Origin of the sequence: Dietzia kunjamensis, from assembly GCF_045689975.1 — a bacterium.
GTDB classification, from domain to species: Bacteria; Actinomycetota; Actinomycetes; order Mycobacteriales; family Mycobacteriaceae; genus Dietzia; species Dietzia kunjamensis.
This window is the reverse complement of sequence record NZ_CP143298.1, coordinates 1-21,908: the sequence shown is the minus strand read 5'-3', so window position 1 is coordinate 21,908 and position 21,908 is coordinate 1. Positions and strand designations below refer to the sequence as shown.

Here is a 21,908-nt window from a genome sequence, read left to right as displayed (position 1 = left end):
CCGAGTTGTGTTCGATATACGAACAAATGTATGCTTTCCGGACATTCGCGTTCAGTACAATCGCTGAAGCCGTGCATGTCAAGAAAGGACACCCTTATGCCGAGGGAAACGATGGGCGGTCTCGCAAAGGGCCTCGCCGTCCTAGAGGCGTTCGGCAAGGACATGCCGAGACTGACGATCAGCGACGCCGCGCGGGTCACGGGGCTCAGCCGCGCGACGGTGTTGCGCTGCCTTAATACGCTCACCGAAGTCGGCTACACGACCTTCGACGGCAAGTTCTTCTCGCCCACGCCACGAACGCTCCGGATCGGCTCGACATACACTGAGTCGGCGAGCCTCCCCCAACTCGCGCAGCCGCACCTGACTGCCATCCGCGACGCGATCGACGAGACAGCATCGCTAGCAGTGCGCGACGGTGACAACTCGCTCTTCATCGCGCGCAGTGAGGGATCTCGCCTGCTGCACACCGGCGTGCGCATCGGCACTCGACTCCCGCTCTACGCCTCGTCAACAGGGCAGGTTCTGCTGAGCGCACTCAGCGAGGACGAGCTCGCTGACTACTTAAGAGCTGCGCCGTTCCCCGAACGCGCACCTCACACCCCGGTGAGCGCCGAAGCAATCGAGCACCGCGTCAAGACCGCACGAGCCGACGGGATAGCCATCGGTGACGAGGAGCTCGAGCCGGGCCTGCTCTCAATCGCCGTACCGTTGCGCGATGCGACGGGACGCGTAGTCGCAGCCATCTCGGTCAGTGCATCGACATCGCGTACAACCACAGACGATCTTCGCAACCGACTGCGCCCGGTGATGCAGCAGCACGCGACGGAGCTAAGCCGCTTGCTCTAAGCCTTAAGCCACTCCGCCAACGCCGACAAGGGCGCCAAGGCCGCGGACCAGCGACTGAACCGCCCCAGGTTTTCCGCCGCTCCTATTTGGGTTGAAGCTCTCGGTTGAGAGCGGCATAGCAGCTCTGCTCGAACTCGACGGGCGGGACGTAGCAGGCTCGAGTGGAGCCGGTCGTTGCCCGAACCACTCGACCCATGCGGCGGTCGCGTACTCGACGTCGGCGAGTGTCTTGTACGGCCCGTCATGGAAGATCGATGAGCGGATGCACTCGGCCTTGTATAGCCCGCTAATCGCCTCCATGCGGGCGTTATCGTAGTCGCCGACGCTGCCGATCGACGGCTCGATCCCCTCAAGGGCGAGGCGTTCGGTGAACGCTACAGATGTATATTGACTGCCCGCACGGAGTGGCTGATCAGCGACTCTGGCTCGACCGGGTGTCCCTCGCGTTCGCGTTGCCACAGCGCCATGCGCAGCGGGGTCATCACCAGGTCCGTGGCCATGGTGGTCGCTGCATTCCAGGCGACGATGCGCTGGGCGAATACGTCGACGATGAACGCGACGTAGGTGAAGCCGGCCCACGTTCGGACGTAAGTGGAGTCAGCGACCCACACCCGGTCCGGGCGATCTGAGGTGAAGTCACGGTCCAGCAGGTCCGGCGCCCTCACAGCATCCGAACCTGGGCAGGTCGTGTACACCTTCTTGGCCCGGACTACCCCGGATAGGCCCAGCGTGCGCATCGACCGGTCCACCGCGCCCGGACTCGCTGTGGCCAGCCAGGCCCGGCGCACCTCGGCGAGTATCTTGCGGCGCCCGTACAGCCCGGCTAGCCGCATCCTCCGGCGTCCCTGCGCATAAGGCTTCCACACCAGCTGCCGGACGACGTCCTCCACCTCTTTCGTCCCTGACGACCCTGGCCGCTATCGCTCGCCCGGGGTGAGGTCCACATCCGATAGGTGCGTGCGGCGATCTGCAGACCCACTTTGCGCAGACCACGGCAAATCGACTCGGGCCCCGTGCCCCTCGGACCTCATCTGGTCGATGAACTCGCAGATCACCGGCGGCGGGGGTCGAGCTCCCCCGCGAAGAAAATCGAGGCCCGACGCATGATCTCCAGGTCCTCGGTCAGCCGCCGGTTCTCGGCCTTGAGGCGCTTAATCTCGGCGCCCTGCTCGGTACTCACTCCAGGGCGTGCTCCGGCGTCGATGTCGGCCTGCACAGCCCACCTGCGGACCGTTTCCTTGCCCAACCCCAACCGGCGGCCCACCTGATCACAGCAGGCCGTCAGCGACGCGTACTCACCGCGTGCTCGGCCACCATCCGCAACGCCCGCTCCCTGACCGCGGGATCGATCTTCTTCGGCATACAACAATCCTCCTCGACTCGAAAAGGAGGCGGCGGGAAACCCGGGGCGGTTCAGGGCCAAATCAAAACAGCACAACGGGGCCAAATGGGCTTGTCATTCTCCGTCATGCGCGCACGCTACCGCAGCACCCCGCCAGCTCTGGCCACATGCCGGGGTTGACGTGATCCGCCTCACATGGTTTTATCAACCGGACGCGAAACCGAACAATTGTACGCATAGCGAACGGAGGCCGGTGGCCGGGATCTTGAGGGGTGACCGCCGCAGGGACACCCTTGTTCTGGCGGTGTCCTTACCCCTGTGTATGGCTGTCGGCCCGCTGATGCTGTACACCCTGGCTGCGGTGTCACCGCTGGTCATCGAAGACCTGGAAATGAGCGACGCGCAGTACGGCGCCGTGTCCGCTGTCACCTTCATCTCGGCGGCGGGCGGTGCCTTCTTCCTCGGTGGTCAGTCGGCGCGGTTCACCGCCCGCCACGTGATGATGGGAATCGCGATCGGCTCTGGCGTAAGCCTCGGTCTGCTCGCCGCGGCCACCAACTACGTGGTCGTGCTCGTCGTCGCGATCATCGCGGGAGTGGCGCAGTCCCTGTCCAATCCCGCCACCAACCGGATCGCCGCCGGCCTTCCGGCCGAGCGGCGAGGGGCGCTGATCGGCTGGAAGCAATCCGGGGTGCAGATGGCGCAACTCGTCGCCGGGTTGCTGGCCCCGGGTATCGCTGTGCTGTGGGGATGGCGGTGGTCGGCACTGGCCGGCGTCGTCATCGCGGTGCTGGCACTCTGGTCCGCATTTATGACCCGAGAGGTCTCGCCGACAAGAAGTTCCGGAGGCAATGACGGATCCGGAGTCTCGGTTTCCGTCGGCCGGCTGACCGCTTACACGTTCTTCATGGCTTTCGGGCTCATGGGGACCAATGCGTATCTCGCACTCTTCGCCCACAGGGAGCTCGGTCTCTCCGTGGGGGCCGCAGGGCTCACCGCGGCGGTCGTGGGCGCCGTGGGCGTGGCCAGTCGGGTCATATTCGCGCGTGCGTCCGGACGATCAGGCCTACGTCGCTACACGCTTGTGAGTCTTGCCGTTGGTGCAGCCGCGGGAGTGACCCTGATTCTGGCTTCCAGTCTCGCGGGCCACTGGCTCGTGTGGCTCGGCGCCGCCGTCTTCGGCGCCGCGGCCCTGGCATCAAATGCAGTGACGATGGTCGCGCTCGTCAGCAGCGTCCCGGCTGGCGCACTGAGCTCAGCCACTGGCGCGATGGTCACCGCGATGTACTTCGGATTTGCGACCGGCCCGCTCGGCTTCGGCCTCGTCCTGCACTACGGCGCCACCTTCCACGCTGGCTGGCTACTGCCGCTCTGCTCGTTTGCGGTCGCTGCCCTCGTTGGCCTTCCGCAGCTCTCTTTCTCGCGCCGAGGCAACTCCGCCTCGCGTGCTACGCACAACCTTTGAAAGGACATCACAATGGATATCAGTAAGCAACAGAATGCCGTCGCCGTTGAGGATGGGGCCCCGCCGGGCATGGATGCGATGGACACCGGTGGCGGGCGGAATTGGTGGTTGATCCTTGCTGGCCCGATAGTTGCCTTCGTTCTGACGTTAATACTTCCGGGCAGTCTAACCTTTGAAGCACGTGCCATTGCCGGGATTGCTATCTGGATGGCGCTGTGGTGGATGACCGAAGCCGTGCCGATTCCGGCAACCTCGCTGCTCCCGCTCATCCTCTTCCCGCTCGTCGGGGCAGGAACCCTGGAGGAAGTAGCCAGTCCCTACGCCAACTCGGTTATTTTCCTGGTTTTGGGGGGTGTAATACTCGGTCTGGCAACACAGAAATCAAACTTGCATCTGCGAGTGGCCTTGCTGACCATCAAAATCGTGGGGACCAAACCCGCACAAATCGTCCTCGGCCTGATGATTGCCTCAGCCTTTATCTCCATGTGGGTGTCCAGCACCGCAACCGCGGTGATTATGGTACCGATCGCCTCCTCCATCATCCAACTGGTGCGGAAGGTCGATAGCCGTGCTGCCGGAAAGAAGTTCTCTGCTGCCATGATCCTCGGCGTCGGTTACGGCGTGACCATGGGTTCCATGGCGACGATCATCGGCCAGCCACCGATGGCCTTGATGACGGCATACCTGAGGGAATCCCACAGCTTCGAGATGGGCTTCGGCCAGTGGATGATCGTCGGTGTGCCGTTTGCCTTGGTCATGACGGCAGTGTGCTGGCTGGTACTGACCAAAATTGTCTTTCGCCCCGAGATGAATGACATCCCCGGTGGAGACGAATTGATCCGAAAAGAACACCGAAACCTCGGATCCATGCGGACTGCGGAAAAGCGAATCGCACTGGTCTTCCTGGTCGCAATCTTCTTCTGGGTGGCGGTTCCCTTCATCGCAGAGATCTCAGTGATCCAGGACTACCTGCCGTTCCTCGAATCGATCTCGGATGCCCAGGTCGCGATCGCTGCCGCCATGGCCTGTTTTATCGTCCCCGCCGAAAAGCGCCGTGACAACCCAAAAAGCGGGGCCCTGCTTACTTGGTCCGCCACACGAGAGGTCCCCTGGGGACTATTGCTGCTCTTTGGGGGCGGCCTGTCACTCTCGGCGATGTTCACCGCCACCGGGTTATCGGAGTGGGTCGGAACCCAGGTTTCCGGACTTAGTTTCCTGCCTGGCTGGGCCATCGTCCTTGCCGTTATCATCGTTGGACTAGCACTCACGGAGCTGACTTCGAACACCGCCACTGCGGCCGCCTTCTTCCCGATCTTCGGTGCGGTAGCCGTGGCCGTGGGCGTGGATCCGCTGATCATGACAATCGCCGTAGCCATGGCCGTCTGCTCCGCATATATGCTCCCAGTGGCAACACCCTCCAACGCGGTTGCCTTTGGCTCCGGGGAGATAACCATCAAGCAGATGGTGAGGGCCGGAGTCTGGATGAACATGATCTCCATGGTGATGATCATGATCGTTTTGCATACCTTAGTTCCGCTGGCCTTCAACGTTAGCTTGTAGAAACGGGAGCGAGGGAAGTTCGACCTCCCCTCGTAGTGGCTGCGACCTGCACCTTGCCGACGGCGCCGCCGCGGCCCGCGGCAGCACACGCATCATGGGCAGGGCCTGTCTCACACAGGCCTGAACTGCCTTTGATCTGGCGTTTTCGTTCTAGGAGACTGCTGAACAAAGGGGCGTGTCCGGCCTGCGGGGTTGCGGTGGCCCTGAAATGATGACGGTCATGCAGGGTGAGTCGGATCGGCAGCGTGAGTTGTTAGATGTGGAGTCGGTGGCGGAGCATCTGCTCGAGCCCGGCGGCGTGTTCGCGTTGTTGGCCGAGCACCGCGTCCGCCTGTTCCCGGACGAGTTGTTCGCCGACCTGTTTCCCTCGGGCCGGGGCCGCCCCTCGACCCCGGGTGAGGTGATCGCCTCGGTCATCGTTCTGCAAGCCCTGTTCGGTCACTCCGACCGGGAAACGGTCGACGCGCTGACGTTTGACCTGCGGTGGAAGGCAGCCTGCGGGTACGCCATCGATGCCAAGGGCTTCGACTCGTCGACGCTGACCTATTGGCGACGCCGGCTGGCGGCCAGCGACCGGCCGCAGCGGATCTTCGAGGTGGTACGCCAGGTCATCGCCGAAACCGGGGCGGTCAAGACCAAGACTCGCCGGGCGCTGGATTCAACGGTCCTGGATGACGCGGTCGCCCGTCAGGACACGATCACCCAGCTGATCGCGCAGATCCGCCGGGTCGGCCGCGAGGTGCCCGGGACGAAGGAGTTGATCGCCACCGAGTGCGCCCGGCTGGCGGCGTTGACCGGGCAGGACTACACCGCGGCCGGTAAGCCGCGCATCGCCTGGGATGACCAGGCCGCCCGGGACGAGTTGGTCTGCGCCCTGGTGGGCGATGCGGTGGCGTTGTTGGCCGCACTGGATGTTCAGGCGATCACCGCCGCCGGCGGCAAACCGGCCGAGGCGGTGGCCCTGTTGGCGTTGGTGGCCGGCCAGGACGTCGAACCGGCCGAGGACTCCGATGGCACCGACGGGCGGTGGCGCATCGCCCGCCGCACCGCCCCGGATCGGGTGATCTCCACCGTCGACCCGGACGCCCGCCACGCGCACAAGACCCGCCAACGCCGCCAGGACGGGTTCAAGGCCCATATCGTGGTCGAACCCGACACCGGACTGACCACCATGTGCTCGGTGACCAAGCCAGGCGGGCCGGCCAACTCCGATGCCGCGGTCGGTGCGGCACTGGTCCCCGCCGATCCCACCATCGGCGACGGCGAGCCGGTCGAAGTGCTAGGCGACTCCGCCTACGCCAGCGGCGACATGCTGGCCACCCTAGCCGGTAAGCAGTGGCTGCCTCTGGTCAAGCCGTGGCCGCTACGACCCGCGGTCGAGGGTGGGTTCACCCTCGACGACTTCACGTTCGACGCGGCTACCGGCACGCTGGCCTGTCCAAACAAAGTCACCAGAACGGTCTCAGCCCACGGACGCGCCACCTTCGAAGCCGCCTGCCGCGGCTGCCCGCTGCGCCAGCAGTGCACCGCCTCGGTCGCCGGGCGCACCGTGCTGCTCGGCGAGCATCACCTGCTTCAGCGCCAGCACCCCCAGCGAGCAGCCGGCGAGGACTTCCAGGCCGTCTACCGACGACACCGACCCATGGTGGAGCGCTCGATCGCCTGGCTGACCCGAGGCGCTCGCCGCGTGCCGTACCGAGGCGTGGACAAGAGCAACACCTGGCTCCACCACCGCGTTGCCGCCCTGAACCTGCGCCGACTACTGGCGATGGGACTGACCCACCAGAACGGAACCTGGGCCCTGGCCTGACCAGCACGCCGGAGGAGCTAATCGCCGGCCAGACCGCCCGAGCGACCCGACGTGGGCGCCGCGACCGTACCGCCGGAGATCTCAGGCCCACACCCCACAACACGGACAACCAGCTACTCGCCCACCACAGGCACCGCCCCCGCGGCCAGGATCACAGCTTGTTCAGCAGTCTCCTAGCTATTGCGTCTGGCGCAATCTGTCCCTGGGCGCGGTAGCGGTCGGCCCATTTTCTTGTGGTTCGGGGCGCGACCATGAACATTTTCGCCGCAGTGACATAGGTCCACCCGTCGTCGACGATCAGTGTTGTCAGCCGCAAACGGGAGCGTGGGGTCAGGGTCGCGTTAGGAATACGAAGGCCTCCGGTCGGTGAAGCATTGAACCAGACGGCTCCACTTCACAACCGGACGCCTTCAGCCGAAGTCACCATCGCGAATCGGGACAACCTCCTTGGACATCGCAGCTAATGCGACGTGTTGCGCCCCTTTCTCGCTCGTATGCCTGGGCGAAGGTGCTCGACGCAGCTGGCTTCACCTTCGGCGAGCAGCTCCTTGCCGGACCCGATCGATCAGACGAGGCTCTATAGGCACCTCGCTCGACCTCAGCGCGCCACGTCTGAGGAACCGGCTTGCACCCGCTGAAGAGCGCGGTAGAGCGTCGACCGACCCACTCCGAGCTCGCGGGCGATCGCCGACGGCCCCTCCCCCGCCTCGATGCGGGCCCGAGCCTTGTCAATCTGCTCGTCAGTCAGGACGCGTTTTCGCCCCTTGTACTTGCCCTTTGCCTTGGCGATGGCGATGCCCTCAGCCTGACGCTCACGGATGATGGCCCGCTCAAACTCGGCGAACGCCCCGAGCAGCGAGAGCATCAGATCCGCTCGAGGATCCTGAGCGCCGGCGGCGTAGGTGGCCCGCTCGTGGACAAACTCCACGCTCGCACCCTTCGCGGTGATCTCGCCAACGATCTGCTTGAGATCAACCAGGGAACGGGCGAGACGGTCCATCGACGCAACAACCAGCTCGTCGCCGTCTCGCAGATATCTGATGCACTCTTCTAGCTTCACACGATCGGCACGAGAGCGAGCGGACTGCTTTTCGACGTAAACCCGGTCGCACTCCCCCACCGCCTCGAGTTGGCGCGCCTCGTTCTGATCGGCGGCCGACACCCGCACGTACGCCACCCGCTGCCCACGCGGACGCGACGCCCGGCGAGTCGACTTCGGGCCCGGCTGTGGCTGCGACTTCCGCTCGATGACGTTCTCCGAGTCCGTCGACTCCACCCGAAAGTTCCAACCCAGCTCGTCCCGGCGCCGGAACCGAGTCCGCACGCTCCCGCGGCTGACGATGAGCACCTCCTCGACACCACCACCCGAACGGTTCAGCAACGTCCCGATCCGATCAGCCATCGGAAGTCCCTTTCGCCCGGAATCTGTATCAATAGATCTTAGACCCGGCGGGAAGGCGTTTCATAAGTGCCGAACTAGACCCTGCGACACAGCAGCGATGGCCGGCGGCATATCGTCCCGCACGGGTGTACCCCAGAGAGACGGTCAGGTTTGCTTTGTCGCCTCCCGAGCCGCCAACTCACGTAGTGGTGGGGCGGAGCCGCAGCCATGCCGCTGGACAACAACCAGGTCGCCACCACCGTCGGAGCGCTTGCACGCGTCGCCGCCCGCACCGGCCGTGAGCCGCCAGCAACGACGCGCTCGAATCGAGAGCACGCTGTCCGGAAGGCGGGCAGATAGTGTGAGATGCATACCCGCGAGTGATCGTCCGTGCTGGCAGGACTGCCCGAGATCATCTGCGTAGACCAGGAGTGTGTGAGTGTCGGCGACGACGTTGGACCGCGGCCAGATCCTTCAACAGCTTCGGGGCTTTTCGGCCCACTGGTCTGAACGCATCGCCGAGTGGCGCGAGGAGAAGATCACCGGCACTGAGTCGAGCTTCGCTCAGTCCTTCTGGTCCGACCTGCTCGCGTGTTTCGACGTCAATGCCGCCCGCATCGACCTATTCGAGCGCGAAGCCAGGCGTGCCTCTACCGGCAGTCGTGGCTCGATCGACGTATTCCAGTCCGGGGTGTTCATCGGCGAAGCAAAGTCCCTCGGCGTCGACCTGGACAAGGCCCAAGCCCAGGCCCAGGATTACCTCGCGGGCGGCTCAGTCGGACCGCACGAGTTCCCCAAGTACGTGGTCGTCACCGACTTCGAGCGAATCCGCATCGACCAACTCGGAGAGGGCGAGAATCACGTCGAGTTCACCATCGACGAGGTGCCCGCACACCTCGATGCGATGCTGTTCCTCGCCGGGCACGAGACCGTCACGCGGCGAGAGGAGCAGGACGCCTCCATCCACGCCGCGCAACTCATGGCCCAGCTCTACGAAGCAATGGTCGGCGACGAAGCTGACCAAGCCGTCGGCGACGACCTGGCGCTTGCCGAAGATGCCGACGACGAAGACGAGAGCGTGCAGCGGGCCTCGATGATGCTGACCCGCATCCTGTTCCTGCTCTACGGCGACGACGCCGGCCTCTGGGAAGCCGACCTGTTCCACCGCTGGGTCGAGCAACGCACCGACGCCGACAACCTCGGCGCACAACTGCATTCCCTGTTCGGCGTGCTCAACACCCCTACCGGCAAACGCAACAAGAACCTGGGCGATCTGCTGGCCCGCTTCCCGTACGTCAACGGCGCCCTGTTCGCCGATCCCTTGCCGCTGGAATACTTCACCCCAGGCATGCGCGACGCGCTCCTAAAAGCGTGCCGTTTCCGGTGGACCCGCATCTCCCCGGCCGTGTTCGGCGCCATGTTCCAACTCGTCAAGAGCAAAGAGGCCCGTCGCGCAGCCGGTGAGCACTACACCTCCGAGACGAACATCCTCAAAACCATCGGCCCGCTGTTCCTCGACAACCTCCAGGCCGAAGCCGACCGACTCTGCGGAAACAAGTCCACCAGCGTCAAAGCGCTACGCGAGTTCCGCGACCGTCTCGCCACTCACGTGTTCGTCGACCCGGCCTGCGGGTGCGGGAACTTCCTGGTGGTCGCCTACCGCGACTTGCGACGGATCGAAACCCAAATCATCCGCGAGATCCGTACCCGTGAGGGGCAGACCGGCATGGCACTGGACGCCACGCTGGAAACCAAACTCACCATCGGCCAGTTTCACGGTATTGAGATCAACTGGTGGCCGGCCAAGATCGCCGAAACCGCCATGTTCCTCGTTGACCATCAAGCCAATCGCGAACTCGCCGCAGCCGTCGGCCAAGCGCCCGAACGCCTGCCCATCACGATCACCGCCCACATCCACCACACCAACGCCCTCCAAGAGGACTGGAAAGACCTCTTTCCAGCTACTGCAGGCGGCAACACCTACGTGTTCGGCAACCCGCCCTTCATCGGGCAGTACACCAAAACCGATGAACAAACCGCCGATATGCGCCGGGTATGGGGCCGCGACTATGACGGCTACCTCGACTTCGTCACTGGTTGGCATGCCCAAGCCCTGCACCTATACAGCGACGGGCGTGCTGGAGAGTTCGGTTACGTCACGACCAGCTCGATCACGCAGGGGCAACCAGTACCTGCACTGTTTAGGCCCATCCAACGCGAGGGCTGGCGCATCAAGTACGCGCACCGCACCTTCGCCTGGGACTCCGAAGCGCCCGGCAAAGCAGCAGTGCACTGCGTCATCGTTGGATTCACCCGAGACCGCGGCGCCAAGCAGAGACTGTGGACTTACCCCGACGTCAACGCAGCCCCAGTCGAAGCCATCGTCGAACAAGGCATAAACGCCTATCTCATCGACGGTCCGAACGTGCTCGTGGCCAAGCGCTCGCAACCGCTCTCGCTAGAACTTGGTGCCGTGACCTACGGATCAAAACCTGCCGATGGCGGGCACCTTGTCCCGAAGGCTGGCACACCGCGTCCCGGACACGATCCGATCGCGATGAAGTACGTACGCCCCTACATCGGAGCAAAAGAACTCATCAACGGCACCGACAGATGGTGCCTCTGGATGGCAGACGACGACTTCGATCCCGCCGACTTGAAAGCGTCCTCCTACTTGAGGGGGCAGATCAAAGCCTGTCAAAGCTTCCGTGCTGGTAGCCGCAAAGCAAGCACCCGCGAAGCCGCCTACACCCCGCACCTATTCACCGAGATCAGAAGTACCGCGGTCCCCTTCCTGGCGATCCCCGCCCATGTAAGTGAAAACCGCCCGTACTTCTTGGCACAACGATTTCTTCCAGAGGTGATCTCGGGCAACGCAAACTTCCAGGTCGCCGACGAAGACGGCCTTCTGTTCGCACTGATCTCGTCGTCGATGTTCATCGTGTGGCAGCGAGCCGTGGGCGGGCGCATCAAATCCGATCTGCGCTTCTCGAACACCTTGACCTGGAACACCTTTCCAGTCCCCGAGCTCGGCAACACGGTGCGGTCGGCGATCATCACCCAAGGGCAGAAAGTGCTCGCTGCGCGCGCGAAGCACCCCGGACGGTCTCTTGCGAACGCATACAACCCGCTGGCGATGGATCCGGCGCTGGTGAAGGCGCATGATGCCCTCGACCGGGAGATCGACCGGGCTTTCGGGTCGCCTCGAAAGCTCAGCAACGAACGGCAAAGGCTGGAACTGCTCTTCGCTCGGTATGCCGCACTAACCGCATAGCGCTGAGAGCTGGAGCTCAGGTGCTCTTGTGGGACGGCGAGTTGATCAGCTCGCGAGCGTCCTGTGCGCTAACTAGCGGGTCACCAGCCCGGCTCCTCGCCACCTGGCTGCACACCAGACCAGCAGCTGCCGCCCGTAGCCGGGAAATACTTCTGCTTGATCGTGCAGTCACCGTCCGAAGGAGGACTGTCAGTCGAGCCGCAGTTAGCTACTGTAGCAATGCGCGCATTGCTAGCACTGCTAGCTAGCCTGGCACGTATAGTTACGTGCGCTTTGCGAGTTTCCGTTGCACAGATAACTATGAGAGGTAACGTAGCTAGAGATGCAGCACTAGCTACCAACGAGTACCTCAGTGCACATACATGGCCAGCCAAACTAGCGGCTACCTCTGGCTGGCATCCACTTCGAGAGGAACGTACATGATCCGAAAGTTAGCGCTCTGTAATCAGAAGGGCGGCGTCGGCAAAACTGCAACGACGCTCGGGCTGGCTAGTGCGCTGAGCGCTCAAGGGCGCAACGTTCTGATTGTGGACGTCGATCCCCAAGGGAACTCCACCACGGGACTCGGTGTCGAAATCACGGACGGCATGATGACCACGTTCGACCTCATGAACCGAACAGCTTCGGGATCTGCGGCCGACGCCGTCATCGCAACTCCATGGGACAGGGTTGACCTCATCCCGTCCAACGAAGCACTAGCCAACATCGAATCAGACGGCGCCAACGATTTGATCTTCCGCCTCGACATCGCATTCGAGGGGCTCGACCTCTCGCCCTACGACGCGGTCCTCTTCGATTGTCCACCGTCACTGGGGAAGTTGCTCTTTGCCGTGCTGTGCACAGTCGACGGGGTCATTGCTGTGACCGAGCCGACCATCGACAGCGTCCGGGGGATCGAGAACCTTCAGGAAACGATCCGCAATGTTCAGAGACGACCGAACCCCCGGCTCGTAATGGAAAAAATCGTCCTTAGCCGTAAACGGGCCACCGGGGAGCACCAATTCCGCGAACGCGAGTTGCGTAGCACTTACGGAGAACTGGTCGCGAAGACCGCCATTCCGGAACTTACCGCCCGACAGGACGCACATAGCACTCACACGCCGATCCACAAGTTTACTGGCGGCAAGGCATTGGCTCTCCAGGTGGCTTACACAGATCTACTTTCCGAGCTGGCGATCGAATTCGAAGGAAACGCAGCATGAGCGTCCAGCGTGAACCCGCAATCCGACGAGCTGCCCACCCCGCAGCAGACTTGCCAGAGCGGCCTACCCCGGCCACCACACCGGCCGCTGCCGTGCCGCTTCCCTCCCCACAGCCAACCCAGCCAGCTGGGCGAGGGGAGGAGCGACTGACGGAGCAGCACAATGTCCGGCTGCGCCCATCAACGAAAGCGCGGCTACTCCGCGCTGTCGACAAGCTTCGCTACGAGACAGGCGACCGCTCTATAAGCATCGCATCTATCACCGACATCGCAATCGTCGAGTACTTGGAGTCTCGAGACTGCTGATCAGGAATCAACAGTCTTGAGCAGCATCGGATCGGGCGCCGGCGCCCACTAGCGCCCTCCGAATGGCGCTGGTTCTGGTCGATGCTCTCAGACCAATGCCAAACTCGAGTTTCAAGCGAGGATGGCGGGCCGCCGACCCACGATCGACTGACTCCTGAACTTCAGCCTGCCGTCCCACGCACTATCTACCGTCATTTTTGACGTCGTGAGCGTGTCGCACCCATTTCTGACGTCAGGCATGCGAATTTTGACGTCATGGCGACCACACGTTCTGGGCCGGGCAGACCAGCCCTAGGGGAGCGGACACGCATGACGGTCCGCGTACCTTCGGATGTTTACGACGCGCTTCGACGTGAAGCCAAAGCACGTGGCATCTCCATGAACCAGTATGTAGCCGAAGTCGCTGCGACACACCTCGGCATGCCCGAAGCCGTGTCGAATTTTGACGACCAGGAGGCGATCCCAGCGTGAAGTAGTCAGATCTGTGACTGACAACTAAAGATCATGCAATCCGCAAAATGACTGATCCCGGCCCACTGACCGGTGGACCGGGATCGAAAGTCAAGAGTTTGAGTTGGCGCTCGAACTCGGGGTTGCTCACCATTTAGGAGAGCTGTGCTTCCAGGCACCTCTCAGGGTAGGTCATACCTTCCGGACGGTCCACTCGTTCCGGACGGCGTGTCCTATTCTGATACCAGAAAAACCGCATCCCATCAGGCCAACACGTGGTGGGAATCAGTGGCGAGTGCGTGGAGTCCGCGCCCGTATGTGCGTGTCGATCCACGCAAAGCGCACACCTTCTCGACAACTCGACGCTTCACCGACGGCGCCCCCGGCCCGGATGTGCCATATGCGCTGCATTTGACCGATGACGCCGGCCGCTTTCGCCTGCTTGCTCTGGACTTTGACGCCCATCACGCCGGCTCAACCGCCACCGCAGACCTCGCCAACTGCACCTCCGCTTTGAGCGCCACCGGGGTCGAACATCTGGTGTGCTCATCCGGGCCCGGTGGGGGATACCACGTGTGGATCCGCCTCAGTGCCGCGATCTCACCAGCCCGGCTCGCACCACTAGTGGACGCATTCGCCGCCGCCTGGCCTTCACTTGACCGCGGACCTCTGGCAAACCCTCGCACCGGCTGCGTTCGCGCTCCGGGCTCGCCCCACCGCTCCGGCGGAGCCTCGGTCCCTCTCAGTAGCACCGACATTCGCCCCGCATCTCTTCGAGCCTTACATCGGGTTACCGAACACCTCGACACGCGTCCGAGTCCCATTTCAGGGCCGCATCCGCAGGTGACGACCCGGCCGGTGCATGTTGATATCCAGGGGCGTCCGTACCTGGCCGGCCCACGCCGACCGCTCGCCGCCAGGATTCGCGCTCTCGCCGACACCCCGATCGCTGCCGGCACAGATGCCTCAGCGATTGGGTGGTCCATCCTGCTGGCCTGCGCACATGCCCGTATGCAACACCGAGACCTCGCCGAGGCAGCATTCACGGCGCAGTGGCCGGGTCTGGAGTTCCTGCGCACCCACCGCACAGCAGTCGGCCGGACCCCGCGCCTGGACGCCGAGCAGGAGCTCGCACGTCAGTGGACCAAAGCCGTCACCGCGGCCAGCTACACCGGCCCCGCCACCTGCACCACCAGCCCAGCCCGGCACACCGTGGAGCAGACCGTCGCAGACCTGTTAACCCGAATGGACAGCAAACCGCAGCAGTGGCAGGGAAAAACCGGGTCCCAGGCACGCCTGGTCCTGCTCGCCCTAGCCGCCCGCACCCTCGATGCCGCCACTGAAGAAGTCCATTTCTCCGAAAGAGATTGGGCCTTGGCAGCGGGCCTGGCCCGAGACACCGTCGCAGACCGGCTTAAAGACCTGACCGACCGCGGCTGGATCCGGCGCACCCAGCGGGCGGTGGGCCCGTGGGCCGCGACCTGGAGGCTGGTAGCGCACGGGGGCGGGGAGACAAGAAGTGGCGCAGTATTTTCCCCAGCCCTTGAGCAGCGGCTGCGAGCAGAGCTGGAATCCGCCCGCGCGGACATCTGGCATGCCCGTTCGCTAGGGGTGCTCGGCTTGCGGGTGTGGGATCTGCTGCGCACGCAGCGCCTGCCGGTGCGGCAGATCGCCGCTCATCTTGGGATCTGCGCGGCAACGGTGCGCAGCAAGCTTGGCGCACTCCAGGCGTACGGCTTGTGCACCTCGAACGGGCGCGTCTACCAGGGCCGCTCCCGGTTAGCCCGGGCAGCGGCGCTAGCTGGGGTGACGGGAGCGCATGCAGATCGGATGCGGTTGTACCGGTTGCAGTCGGCGGTATTTGTGTGGTGGTTCACCACCCGCTACCAGCAAGATCAATCCGACGCGCTAGGGGAGTGGGGCCACTTCCCGACTCCCGGTGAGGCCGAGCAGGTCCACCCGGTCGACATTGCGCTGGCCTACGGAGCAACAGCCACCGGCCCGCCGGTGGAAGCAACCACGTGGGGGGCCGCAATGGCTGCTCAAGACCGGCATCGGGAGGCTGACCCGGCAAGCTGGTGGGAGCTGGTTGCCGCGGCCCGTGCTGCCCTGCCCGCCCCAGATGTGCTGGCCGCCCCTCACCAGTGGTCGAGCGCCGCAGCCTGATCCTGGCCAGAGGTCGTGGCTTAGAGGGACGCTCACCACAGGGCAGGGGAGAAGACGATGGGTTCCTGTTCCGCGGTGTGGGTGTCGTGTTGGTGTTCTGCGGCTCGGTGGCCAAGGAACAACACAGCGAAGACGCTAGGGGCGTAGTCGGTGCCGGCTGGAGCTTCGGCCGGATCGGAGGTGGCGGTGTCGGTCCGGTGGGAACTGATCACCACTGCCAGCAAAGTCGCCTGAACGCGCGCCAACGCACGTGTGGTCAGGGAGCAGGCGGGCGGTGCAGGCCTTCTACTAGATGGGCGGGATCGACGCGCAGCGCGGCGGCAAGGCTGAGCAGGTTCAGCAGTCCGACGTTGCGTTCACCGCGTTCGACCGAGCCAACGTAGGTGCGGTGTAGACCGCACGCTTCCGCCAACGCCTCTTGTGACAGTCCGGTACCTGCGCGTGCGGTGCGGACACGGGTGCCGAACTGGGTGAGCAGGTCGGCATCGCAAAGCATGCCTTCACATTCACCCGATGAACACTATCGGTCTACAGACTATGAGTAGCATCTAGTGGTTGTTGATTACGATAACCACCACCAAGGGAGCACATGCCTAAATCGAAAGGCAGAAAGACCAAGAACACTCGGTCCCGAAACCGGGTGGACCCCCGAGCGTCGACAACGTCGACGGTAGCGCCGTCTCAAGCGCTGTACTTGCCGTTGCCGTACCCGGCCTGGCAGATGTCCGAGGTCGTGGCAACGATCCAAAAGGTGGTGCCGTCCCTGACTGAGGAGGTGCTGCTGGAGATGCTGCTGTCGCACCCGCTGCATCTGCGTGATGTTGACGGAGCCGCGCACTCGATCACGCCGCTCGATCTCGTTGGCGATGACCAAGCCAGTGCTAGCGACGTGCTGGCGTCCCTGAAGGTGCTGCACGAGCTGGGAATGTTGACCTGGGACGCCACCTCGCGCACCCATCTATTCAAAGAATCTGGCCACGCCTAACCCTTGGCGAGATGCTCGCACCGTACCGAGAGGCTGATTGCCGCGGCCAGCGCAGCCCATTCCCGCCCCTGACGTACTGGCCGACCCCACCAATGGGCCGCCACTGCTGCCTGACATCTCAGATGGCCGCCGGCTCACAACAGGGCTGTCACCACAGGTCGGGGGAGGAGTCGGTGACAGGCCCCCACGCCGATGGGCTTGCCGTGTGGGTGTCCGGGCCGTGCTCTCGTTCGGCGGCTCGGTGGGCGAGGTAGGACGTGGTGAAGTCGCTCACGGTGGCGGCAGGAGACTCGGCCGGCGCGGTGGTGAGCATGTGGCGAGTGTCGGTCAGCCACGTGGCCAGTTCCGGGTCACCGGTGGTGGTTTCTGGTGGGGGAATGGGCAGTTCGAGCTTCTCACCGACCTCGCGGGTCACGTGTCGGATTCGGTGGGCGATGACTGCGCCAGCGGATTTCGCGGTGTCGAGGGTGTCGGTGGCCTGGGCCCAGAGTTCGCGGGGGTCCAGGCCTGCCAGTGCCGCTTCGGTCCAGGCGTGCGCAATCTCGGTGCGCAGCTCGGGATCAGCATCAATCTGGTGGGCGTAAGCCCGCGGGAGAGCGTCGATGTACTCGGGCAGGGTGGCTGCGGTGAAGGCAGTGGCGGCAAGGTCCGCGCCGTGGCGGTACAGCGCTTCCACGCGCTGCGGGTCGGTGGCGTCGGTGTACTCCTGCCGCAGGGCTTCGACCGCTGAGGTGTGCCGGGTGTCACGGGCCAAAACGGTGGACAGCACCTCGAGTGCGGTGGGTGCGGGACTATCGCCGGCCGAGTGCATGTGCCCGTCCTCGGCAGCCAGATCCAGGTCAGGTTCGCAGACCGTGTAGACGCGGTTTTCTTTCTTGCCGCGGGTCATGGCGACGTACAGGCCGGCCCGGTCGACGCCAGTGTCGATGACGGCGTGGGTGGTATCCACGGTGGAGCCTTGGGCGCGGTGGATGGTGGCCGCGTAGCCCAGGTGCATGTTGGTGCCGGCGTAGTCGGCGGGGATGAGCATGTCCTGGCCGGTGTTGATGTCGCGTACGGCGAGTGTGCCGTCGTCGGCGAGGTCGGTGACGGTGAAGAGTTGGCCGTTGATGACCCGCCCGAGGTATTTGCTGTCTGTGGTGTAGAGCTTCGAGTTCTTGCGGGCGATGACGGTGTCTCCGACGCCGACGGTGTCTGAGCGGGAGACGGTGGTGGTGCGGGTGTCGTCGACGAGGCCTTCTGCGATGCGTTGTGCGCGGATGACTTCGTTGAGGGTGTCGACGTCGTCGTTGCGGGAGGCGATGATCAGTGACTTGCGGCCGGCGTCGCGGTCGGCGAGGTAGGCCTGCACGGCGTCGGTGAGCATGGACTCTCGGTGTCCACCACTGATCCAGTCGCGGCCTTGGTATAGCTCGAGGGCATCGGTGTCGCCGACACGAAGCCCCAGTGTTGCTTCTGCTTGCTGGGTGTCTGCTCCCATGCGCATGACCTGGTCGAGCTCTACGGTGCCGGGGGTGCGGCACACTTCCGCGAAGATGCCGCCGGAGTTGACCGCGGACAGCTGGTACGGGTCGCCGATCAGTCGCACGACTGCCCCGGATTCGGCGGCGATCTCGGTCAGTGCGGCGAGGTTCTCGGTGCTGGCCATTCCGGCTTCATCGACCAGGAGCATGTCGCCGGGGTTGATCTGTACCGGCAGTGCCGACAGGGTTTGTCCGGGCTGGTTGGGGTGGAGTCCTCGCCAGGTGAAGGTCAGCGAGTCGATGGTGTGGGCGGGGGCGTGGATGTCTTCTGACAGCACGCTGGCGGCGGCGGCAGAGGGAGCCAGCCCGATCGCCTTCCGTCCTGTTTCTTGCCAGGTATCGGCCACGATCTTCATCGAGGCGGTCTTGCCGGTGCCGGCCGGCCCGACCCCTGCGGCCACGAGTGTTCCGACGGTGAGCAGGTGCTGTGCCAGAGCGTGCTGGCCGGGGTTCAGGCTCCACCCGGTGGCCGCGAGGTGGGCCTGCTCGGCAGCATCAAGTGCGGCGTCGGTGGCGAACACTGCGACCGGGGTTTGGGCAGCGTCAAGGACAGCGGTTTCGGCGTCGAGGACGGCGTCGGTGGTGAACTTTTCGCTGTTGGCGTGCCGGTCAATTCCCCTGTCTTGCTCAGTCATCAACTGCGCCGGCAGAGTCAGTGGTTCCGGTGGTGTCAGGGGCACCGCAATGCTTTCCATGGCGTACTCCAGCACAGCGGCGTGGGCTCGATTCAGCTCCTCGTCGGTGGTAAAGCGGTAGCCCTTGAGTGCGGTGGATACGGCGGTGTCCACGTGTGAGGCGCGGAACTGTGCACGCATCTGGGTCACCCGTGAGATGGCCTGCCGAGCCACCAGCTGGGTGTGCTCCTGGACGTCAAATACCGGTCGCTCTGTTTCGGTATCGGAGGCGGTCACGCGCTCGGTGATGGCCTCGACTGCTTCGGCTCCCACGCGCTCTTGAGCGGCCTGTCGCCACGCGTTGCGGAGTTCGTCAAGGGACTGCGCGGGCTTCTTGGCGTCACGAGTGTCCAGGATCGCCTTCTGCCACAGAGCGTAGGCAGCACGTTGCGAAGGTTGGCGCCCGTGGGTGTCGACAAACTCGGCAACTAGGCGGTCGTAAACAGGTCTGGCGAGGGTGCGGCGGGATGAGAATGCGTCGATGAGTCGGCGGTCAATCCCGGCGATTTCCCAGATCGGAGCCTTATCCCGGTGTGGGTAGTGGGCCTCGAACTCGACACCCATCTGGCGGGTGAGCTTGTCGTGCAGGATCGCATCGTAGCGGGCCGAGATCGCTTGGTGCATCTGGTGGATTGCCCGTGAATCCAGGCTCAACCATCGTCCGTCGGGGCCTTGCACTTTGTTGGCGACTAGGACGTGGGAGTGCAGGTCCGGGTCGCCTCCTCGGGTATCAAAATGGGTGAACTCCGAGGCGATGAGTCCCCGGGTTTTGACCTGCTGGATTCCTTTGACACCGACGCGGGTGTAGATGGCGTTGTCCTCTGCCCAGGACAGTGCCTCGGCCACGGCTTCGTGGTGCAGTGCCGCCACTCTCGCGGACGTCTGTTCGTCCGCCAGTGCCCACAGAACGCTGACACTTTTCACCGGAGAGAAGGTGAAGTCGAACCCGGCGACTGCTTGCTTTACCTGGTCGCGTTCGCGGTTGATCCAGGCAACGATGTCTTTGCCGGAGGCGTGTTCGTAGCCGAACTTCTCGGTGTAGAACGGGCGACCTATCTGCTCGGCCAGCTGCGCCCGCTCCTGCACAGTGGGTCGCCTTTTCTCGGTTGACAGGAACTGCTTCTCGGCAGCAGATAGTGCGGCCAGAACCTCGGAGGTTCCGGTGAAGACCGGGAAGGATCGTCCGAGTTTGCAGTCAGACAGTGATGTTCCGGCGAGCATCTTCTCGTCGGTGTCCGGGTGCAAACCTTCGCCGTAGAGCGCAGCCATCTGCGATTCCGTGACGGTGGCCCCGGACGTGGTTGCCTCAGAGTTCAGACCGGTGAGGCCGGAGCCGATCCAGCGCCCAGGCGGGGTGCCTTTCGCCGCGTAGTAGTCCGACAAGGACTTGCCCTCGGGGTCGGCGTCGTTGGTGGCCACCGAGCGCAGCAGGTACTGGTATCCAGTACCTGCATGTACCGCTCGGAGGGTCATCATGCGCTCCAGCGTAGGCGTGTTGAAAGGCGGCGTCTACGCGTCGCGTCGCGCGACGCCGTGACCAGTGCCTTCCCGATCTCACTAATAGTGCCTACTGTGTGAGGCCGTTCTAGTGAGCGCTAGCGAGTGTTGTATCTGGGCACGGTGGTGGCGGTTCTACAGGGGCCGTCAATCGTGAAGCGGTGGTCGGTTGGGGGAGTGGTTGGTGCTCGCTGATGTCGCAGTGGTGCTCTAGGGTTTGAGCTATGGCTGCTACGAAGACTGATTCGCGTTCCCAGACCGCGCGGGCCCGTGCCCGCCAGGCGATCGCCACCGAGCTGGAGCGGGCACGCAAGCGCGAAGCAAAGCTCGTGGCGGTGTTCTCCGCGATCGACGCCCGCGCCGACGCCGAGGCCGCCCTGGGGGAGGCGCTCATCGAGCTGAAGGACCTCGGCGTCGTCCAGGCCGACCTGGCCGAGATGACCGGCCTGTCCGCCCGCGAGGTCGCCGCGGCGATCCGCTCCGCGAAGAACCGCACCGCAACCGAAGACGAAACGCCGGAAACCACTGACGAGCAGGCGTCGGATGCGACCTCGGACCACAACGGTGCCGAGTCCCACTGACCCGCGCACCAGTCCCGCAGGCGTGGACATTCCTCTGCCAGGCCTGGACCTGATTCCGGCGCCTGCCCCCTCGGCCGCGGTGCGGCGGTCTCGCCCCTACAGTTCGACACTGCCGCCCACCCAGGCGGCGATCGACGCGTTCTGGTCCCGGGTCGTCAAAGCGCCCGGGGACGGGTGCTGGTTTCTCATTGCAGCGATCAGCGGTGTCGACGGCTATACACGCCTGACGTGGAGATCGGGTGGCGTCAGTCGCACCGAGTCCGGGCACCGATTCGCACTCCTGCTCGCCGACCAACTGTCAGACGATGTCGTGGCCGAACACCGATGCAACGAACCCCTGTGCGTACGCGTCGACCCGGGGCATGTCGTCGCCTCTACCCAGTCAGCAAACCTGCGCTACGCCGTCGCGTGCGGTCGCACCGGAGCCATCCGCAACCCCGACCAACACACCAACCGCCACGCCCGATCCCTAGCCGTCCGCGACGCCCTCGCCTCCGGTTGGGACGCGCGCGCCTACGCCCGCGCCTGTGGCAACGCCGCGCCCCTCGACACACCCTCACTGTTCTAAAGCCTGGGGAGTACAGTCGCTCGCAGTAGTGGCCTCGCCGACGGCGGGGCCTTTCTTATTGGCGGCCCCGGATGTGTCAGCGGGCCACTGTTTGTCGACGTTGCCGGCGCAGCTGCCAATACCGCGGGATCGTCCACCGCAGTGGGGTCCTATCGATCACCCACAGCGCTATCGCCGACCGATAGCGCACGCCCGTGTCGCACCGCGAACGACCAATGACCCACGAACCACGCCAACAGCCCCAGCGCCGCGACCGTCGGCGCCCACGTACGGCCTTGC

At 64.3% G+C, this 21,908-nt stretch carries 13 protein-coding genes and 2 pseudogenes; 10 read left to right on the top strand and 5 right to left on the bottom strand.

From position 1 onward, the window contains the following. The first annotated feature begins 75 nt into the window (after window positions 1–75). Window positions 76–846 carry an IclR family transcriptional regulator C-terminal domain-containing protein gene (locus tag VZF99_RS16410; protein WP_407336170.1) on the top strand — a complete coding sequence of 257 codons (771 nt, stop codon included), beginning with the start codon at window positions 76–78 and terminating at the stop codon, window positions 844–846. Window positions 847–928: 82 nt separating this feature from the next. Here the strand turns inward: VZF99_RS16410 and VZF99_RS16405 are convergent. Continuing rightward, window positions 929–2,208 (bottom strand): annotated as a pseudogene (locus tag VZF99_RS16405) (IS3 family transposase). Between the two features lie 302 nt (window positions 2,209–2,510). On the opposite strand from VZF99_RS16405, the gene VZF99_RS16400 reads away from it, so the two are divergent. From VZF99_RS16400 to VZF99_RS16390, 3 genes are all read left to right on the top strand, one after another. Continuing rightward, window positions 2,511–3,653, top strand: a complete 1,143-nt coding sequence (locus VZF99_RS16400) for an MFS transporter (RefSeq protein WP_341875638.1) — start codon at window positions 2,511–2,513, stop codon at window positions 3,651–3,653. A 12-nt stretch (window positions 3,654–3,665) separates the two neighbouring features. Beyond that, entirely contained in the window at window positions 3,666–5,213 is a 1,548-nt protein-coding gene (locus VZF99_RS16395; protein WP_341875637.1) for an SLC13 family permease, read from the top strand. A gap of 220 nt (window positions 5,214–5,433) precedes the next feature. Then, on the top strand, window positions 5,434–7,023 hold the full coding sequence (locus VZF99_RS16390; RefSeq protein ID WP_341875644.1) for an IS1182 family transposase: 1,590 nt from the start codon (window positions 5,434–5,436) through the stop codon (window positions 7,021–7,023). Window positions 7,024–7,222: 199 nt separating this feature from the next. Here the strand turns inward: VZF99_RS16390 and VZF99_RS16385 are convergent. Both VZF99_RS16385 and VZF99_RS16380 read right to left on the bottom strand, forming a co-directional pair. Beyond that, window positions 7,223–7,372 (bottom strand): annotated as a pseudogene (locus VZF99_RS16385) (IS481 family transposase); the annotation flags it as partial. Window positions 7,373–7,621: 249 nt separating this feature from the next. Continuing rightward, window positions 7,622–8,425: a recombinase family protein gene (locus tag VZF99_RS16380; protein WP_341875636.1), complete on the bottom strand. Its 804-nt coding sequence runs from the start codon at window positions 8,423–8,425 to the stop codon at window positions 7,622–7,624. Between the two features lie 418 nt (window positions 8,426–8,843). Here VZF99_RS16380 and VZF99_RS16375 point away from each other — a divergent pair, with 418 nt between their 5' ends. The 4 genes from VZF99_RS16375 to VZF99_RS16360 all read left to right on the top strand — a co-directional run bounded on the left by VZF99_RS16375 (window position 8,844) and on the right by VZF99_RS16360 (window position 15,801). Continuing rightward, on the top strand, window positions 8,844–11,678 hold the full coding sequence (locus VZF99_RS16375; RefSeq protein WP_341875635.1) for a DNA methyltransferase: 2,835 nt from the start codon (window positions 8,844–8,846) through the stop codon (window positions 11,676–11,678). A gap of 419 nt (window positions 11,679–12,097) precedes the next feature. Then, the gene (locus VZF99_RS16370) at window positions 12,098–12,880 is read left to right on the top strand and encodes an AAA family ATPase (protein WP_341875634.1); all 783 of its coding nucleotides are present in this window, start codon (window positions 12,098–12,100) and stop codon (window positions 12,878–12,880) included. 560 nt (window positions 12,881–13,440) lie between these two features. Then, entirely contained in the window at window positions 13,441–13,656 is a 216-nt protein-coding gene (locus VZF99_RS16365) for a toxin-antitoxin system HicB family antitoxin (RefSeq protein ID WP_378002173.1), read from the top strand. An 822-nt stretch (window positions 13,657–14,478) separates the two neighbouring features. Beyond that, window positions 14,479–15,801 (top strand): hypothetical protein, encoded by a 1,323-nt coding sequence (locus tag VZF99_RS16360; protein ID WP_407336169.1) that lies wholly within the window; start codon window positions 14,479–14,481, stop codon window positions 15,799–15,801. Window positions 15,802–16,057: 256 nt separating this feature from the next. Here VZF99_RS16360 and VZF99_RS16355 read toward each other — a convergent pair whose 3' ends face one another. Continuing rightward, window positions 16,058–16,297 carry a helix-turn-helix domain-containing protein gene (locus VZF99_RS16355; protein ID WP_182657748.1) on the bottom strand — a complete coding sequence of 80 codons (240 nt, stop codon included), beginning with the start codon at window positions 16,295–16,297 and terminating at the stop codon, window positions 16,058–16,060. A 237-nt stretch (window positions 16,298–16,534) separates the two neighbouring features. On the opposite strand from VZF99_RS16355, the gene VZF99_RS16350 reads away from it, so the two are divergent. Next, window positions 16,535–16,786, top strand: a complete 252-nt coding sequence (locus tag VZF99_RS16350) for a hypothetical protein (protein WP_344393158.1) — start codon at window positions 16,535–16,537, stop codon at window positions 16,784–16,786. A 148-nt stretch (window positions 16,787–16,934) separates the two neighbouring features. Here VZF99_RS16350 and mobF read toward each other — a convergent pair whose 3' ends face one another. Then, window positions 16,935–20,459: a MobF family relaxase gene (gene mobF / locus VZF99_RS16345; RefSeq protein WP_341875632.1), complete on the bottom strand. Its 3,525-nt coding sequence runs from the start codon at window positions 20,457–20,459 to the stop codon at window positions 16,935–16,937. Window positions 20,460–20,704: 245 nt separating this feature from the next. Between mobF and VZF99_RS16340 the strand changes: the two genes are divergently transcribed. Further along, window positions 20,705–21,061, top strand: a complete 357-nt coding sequence (locus VZF99_RS16340) for a hypothetical protein (RefSeq protein ID WP_341875631.1) — start codon at window positions 20,705–20,707, stop codon at window positions 21,059–21,061. Window positions 21,062–21,908 lie beyond the last annotated feature (847 nt).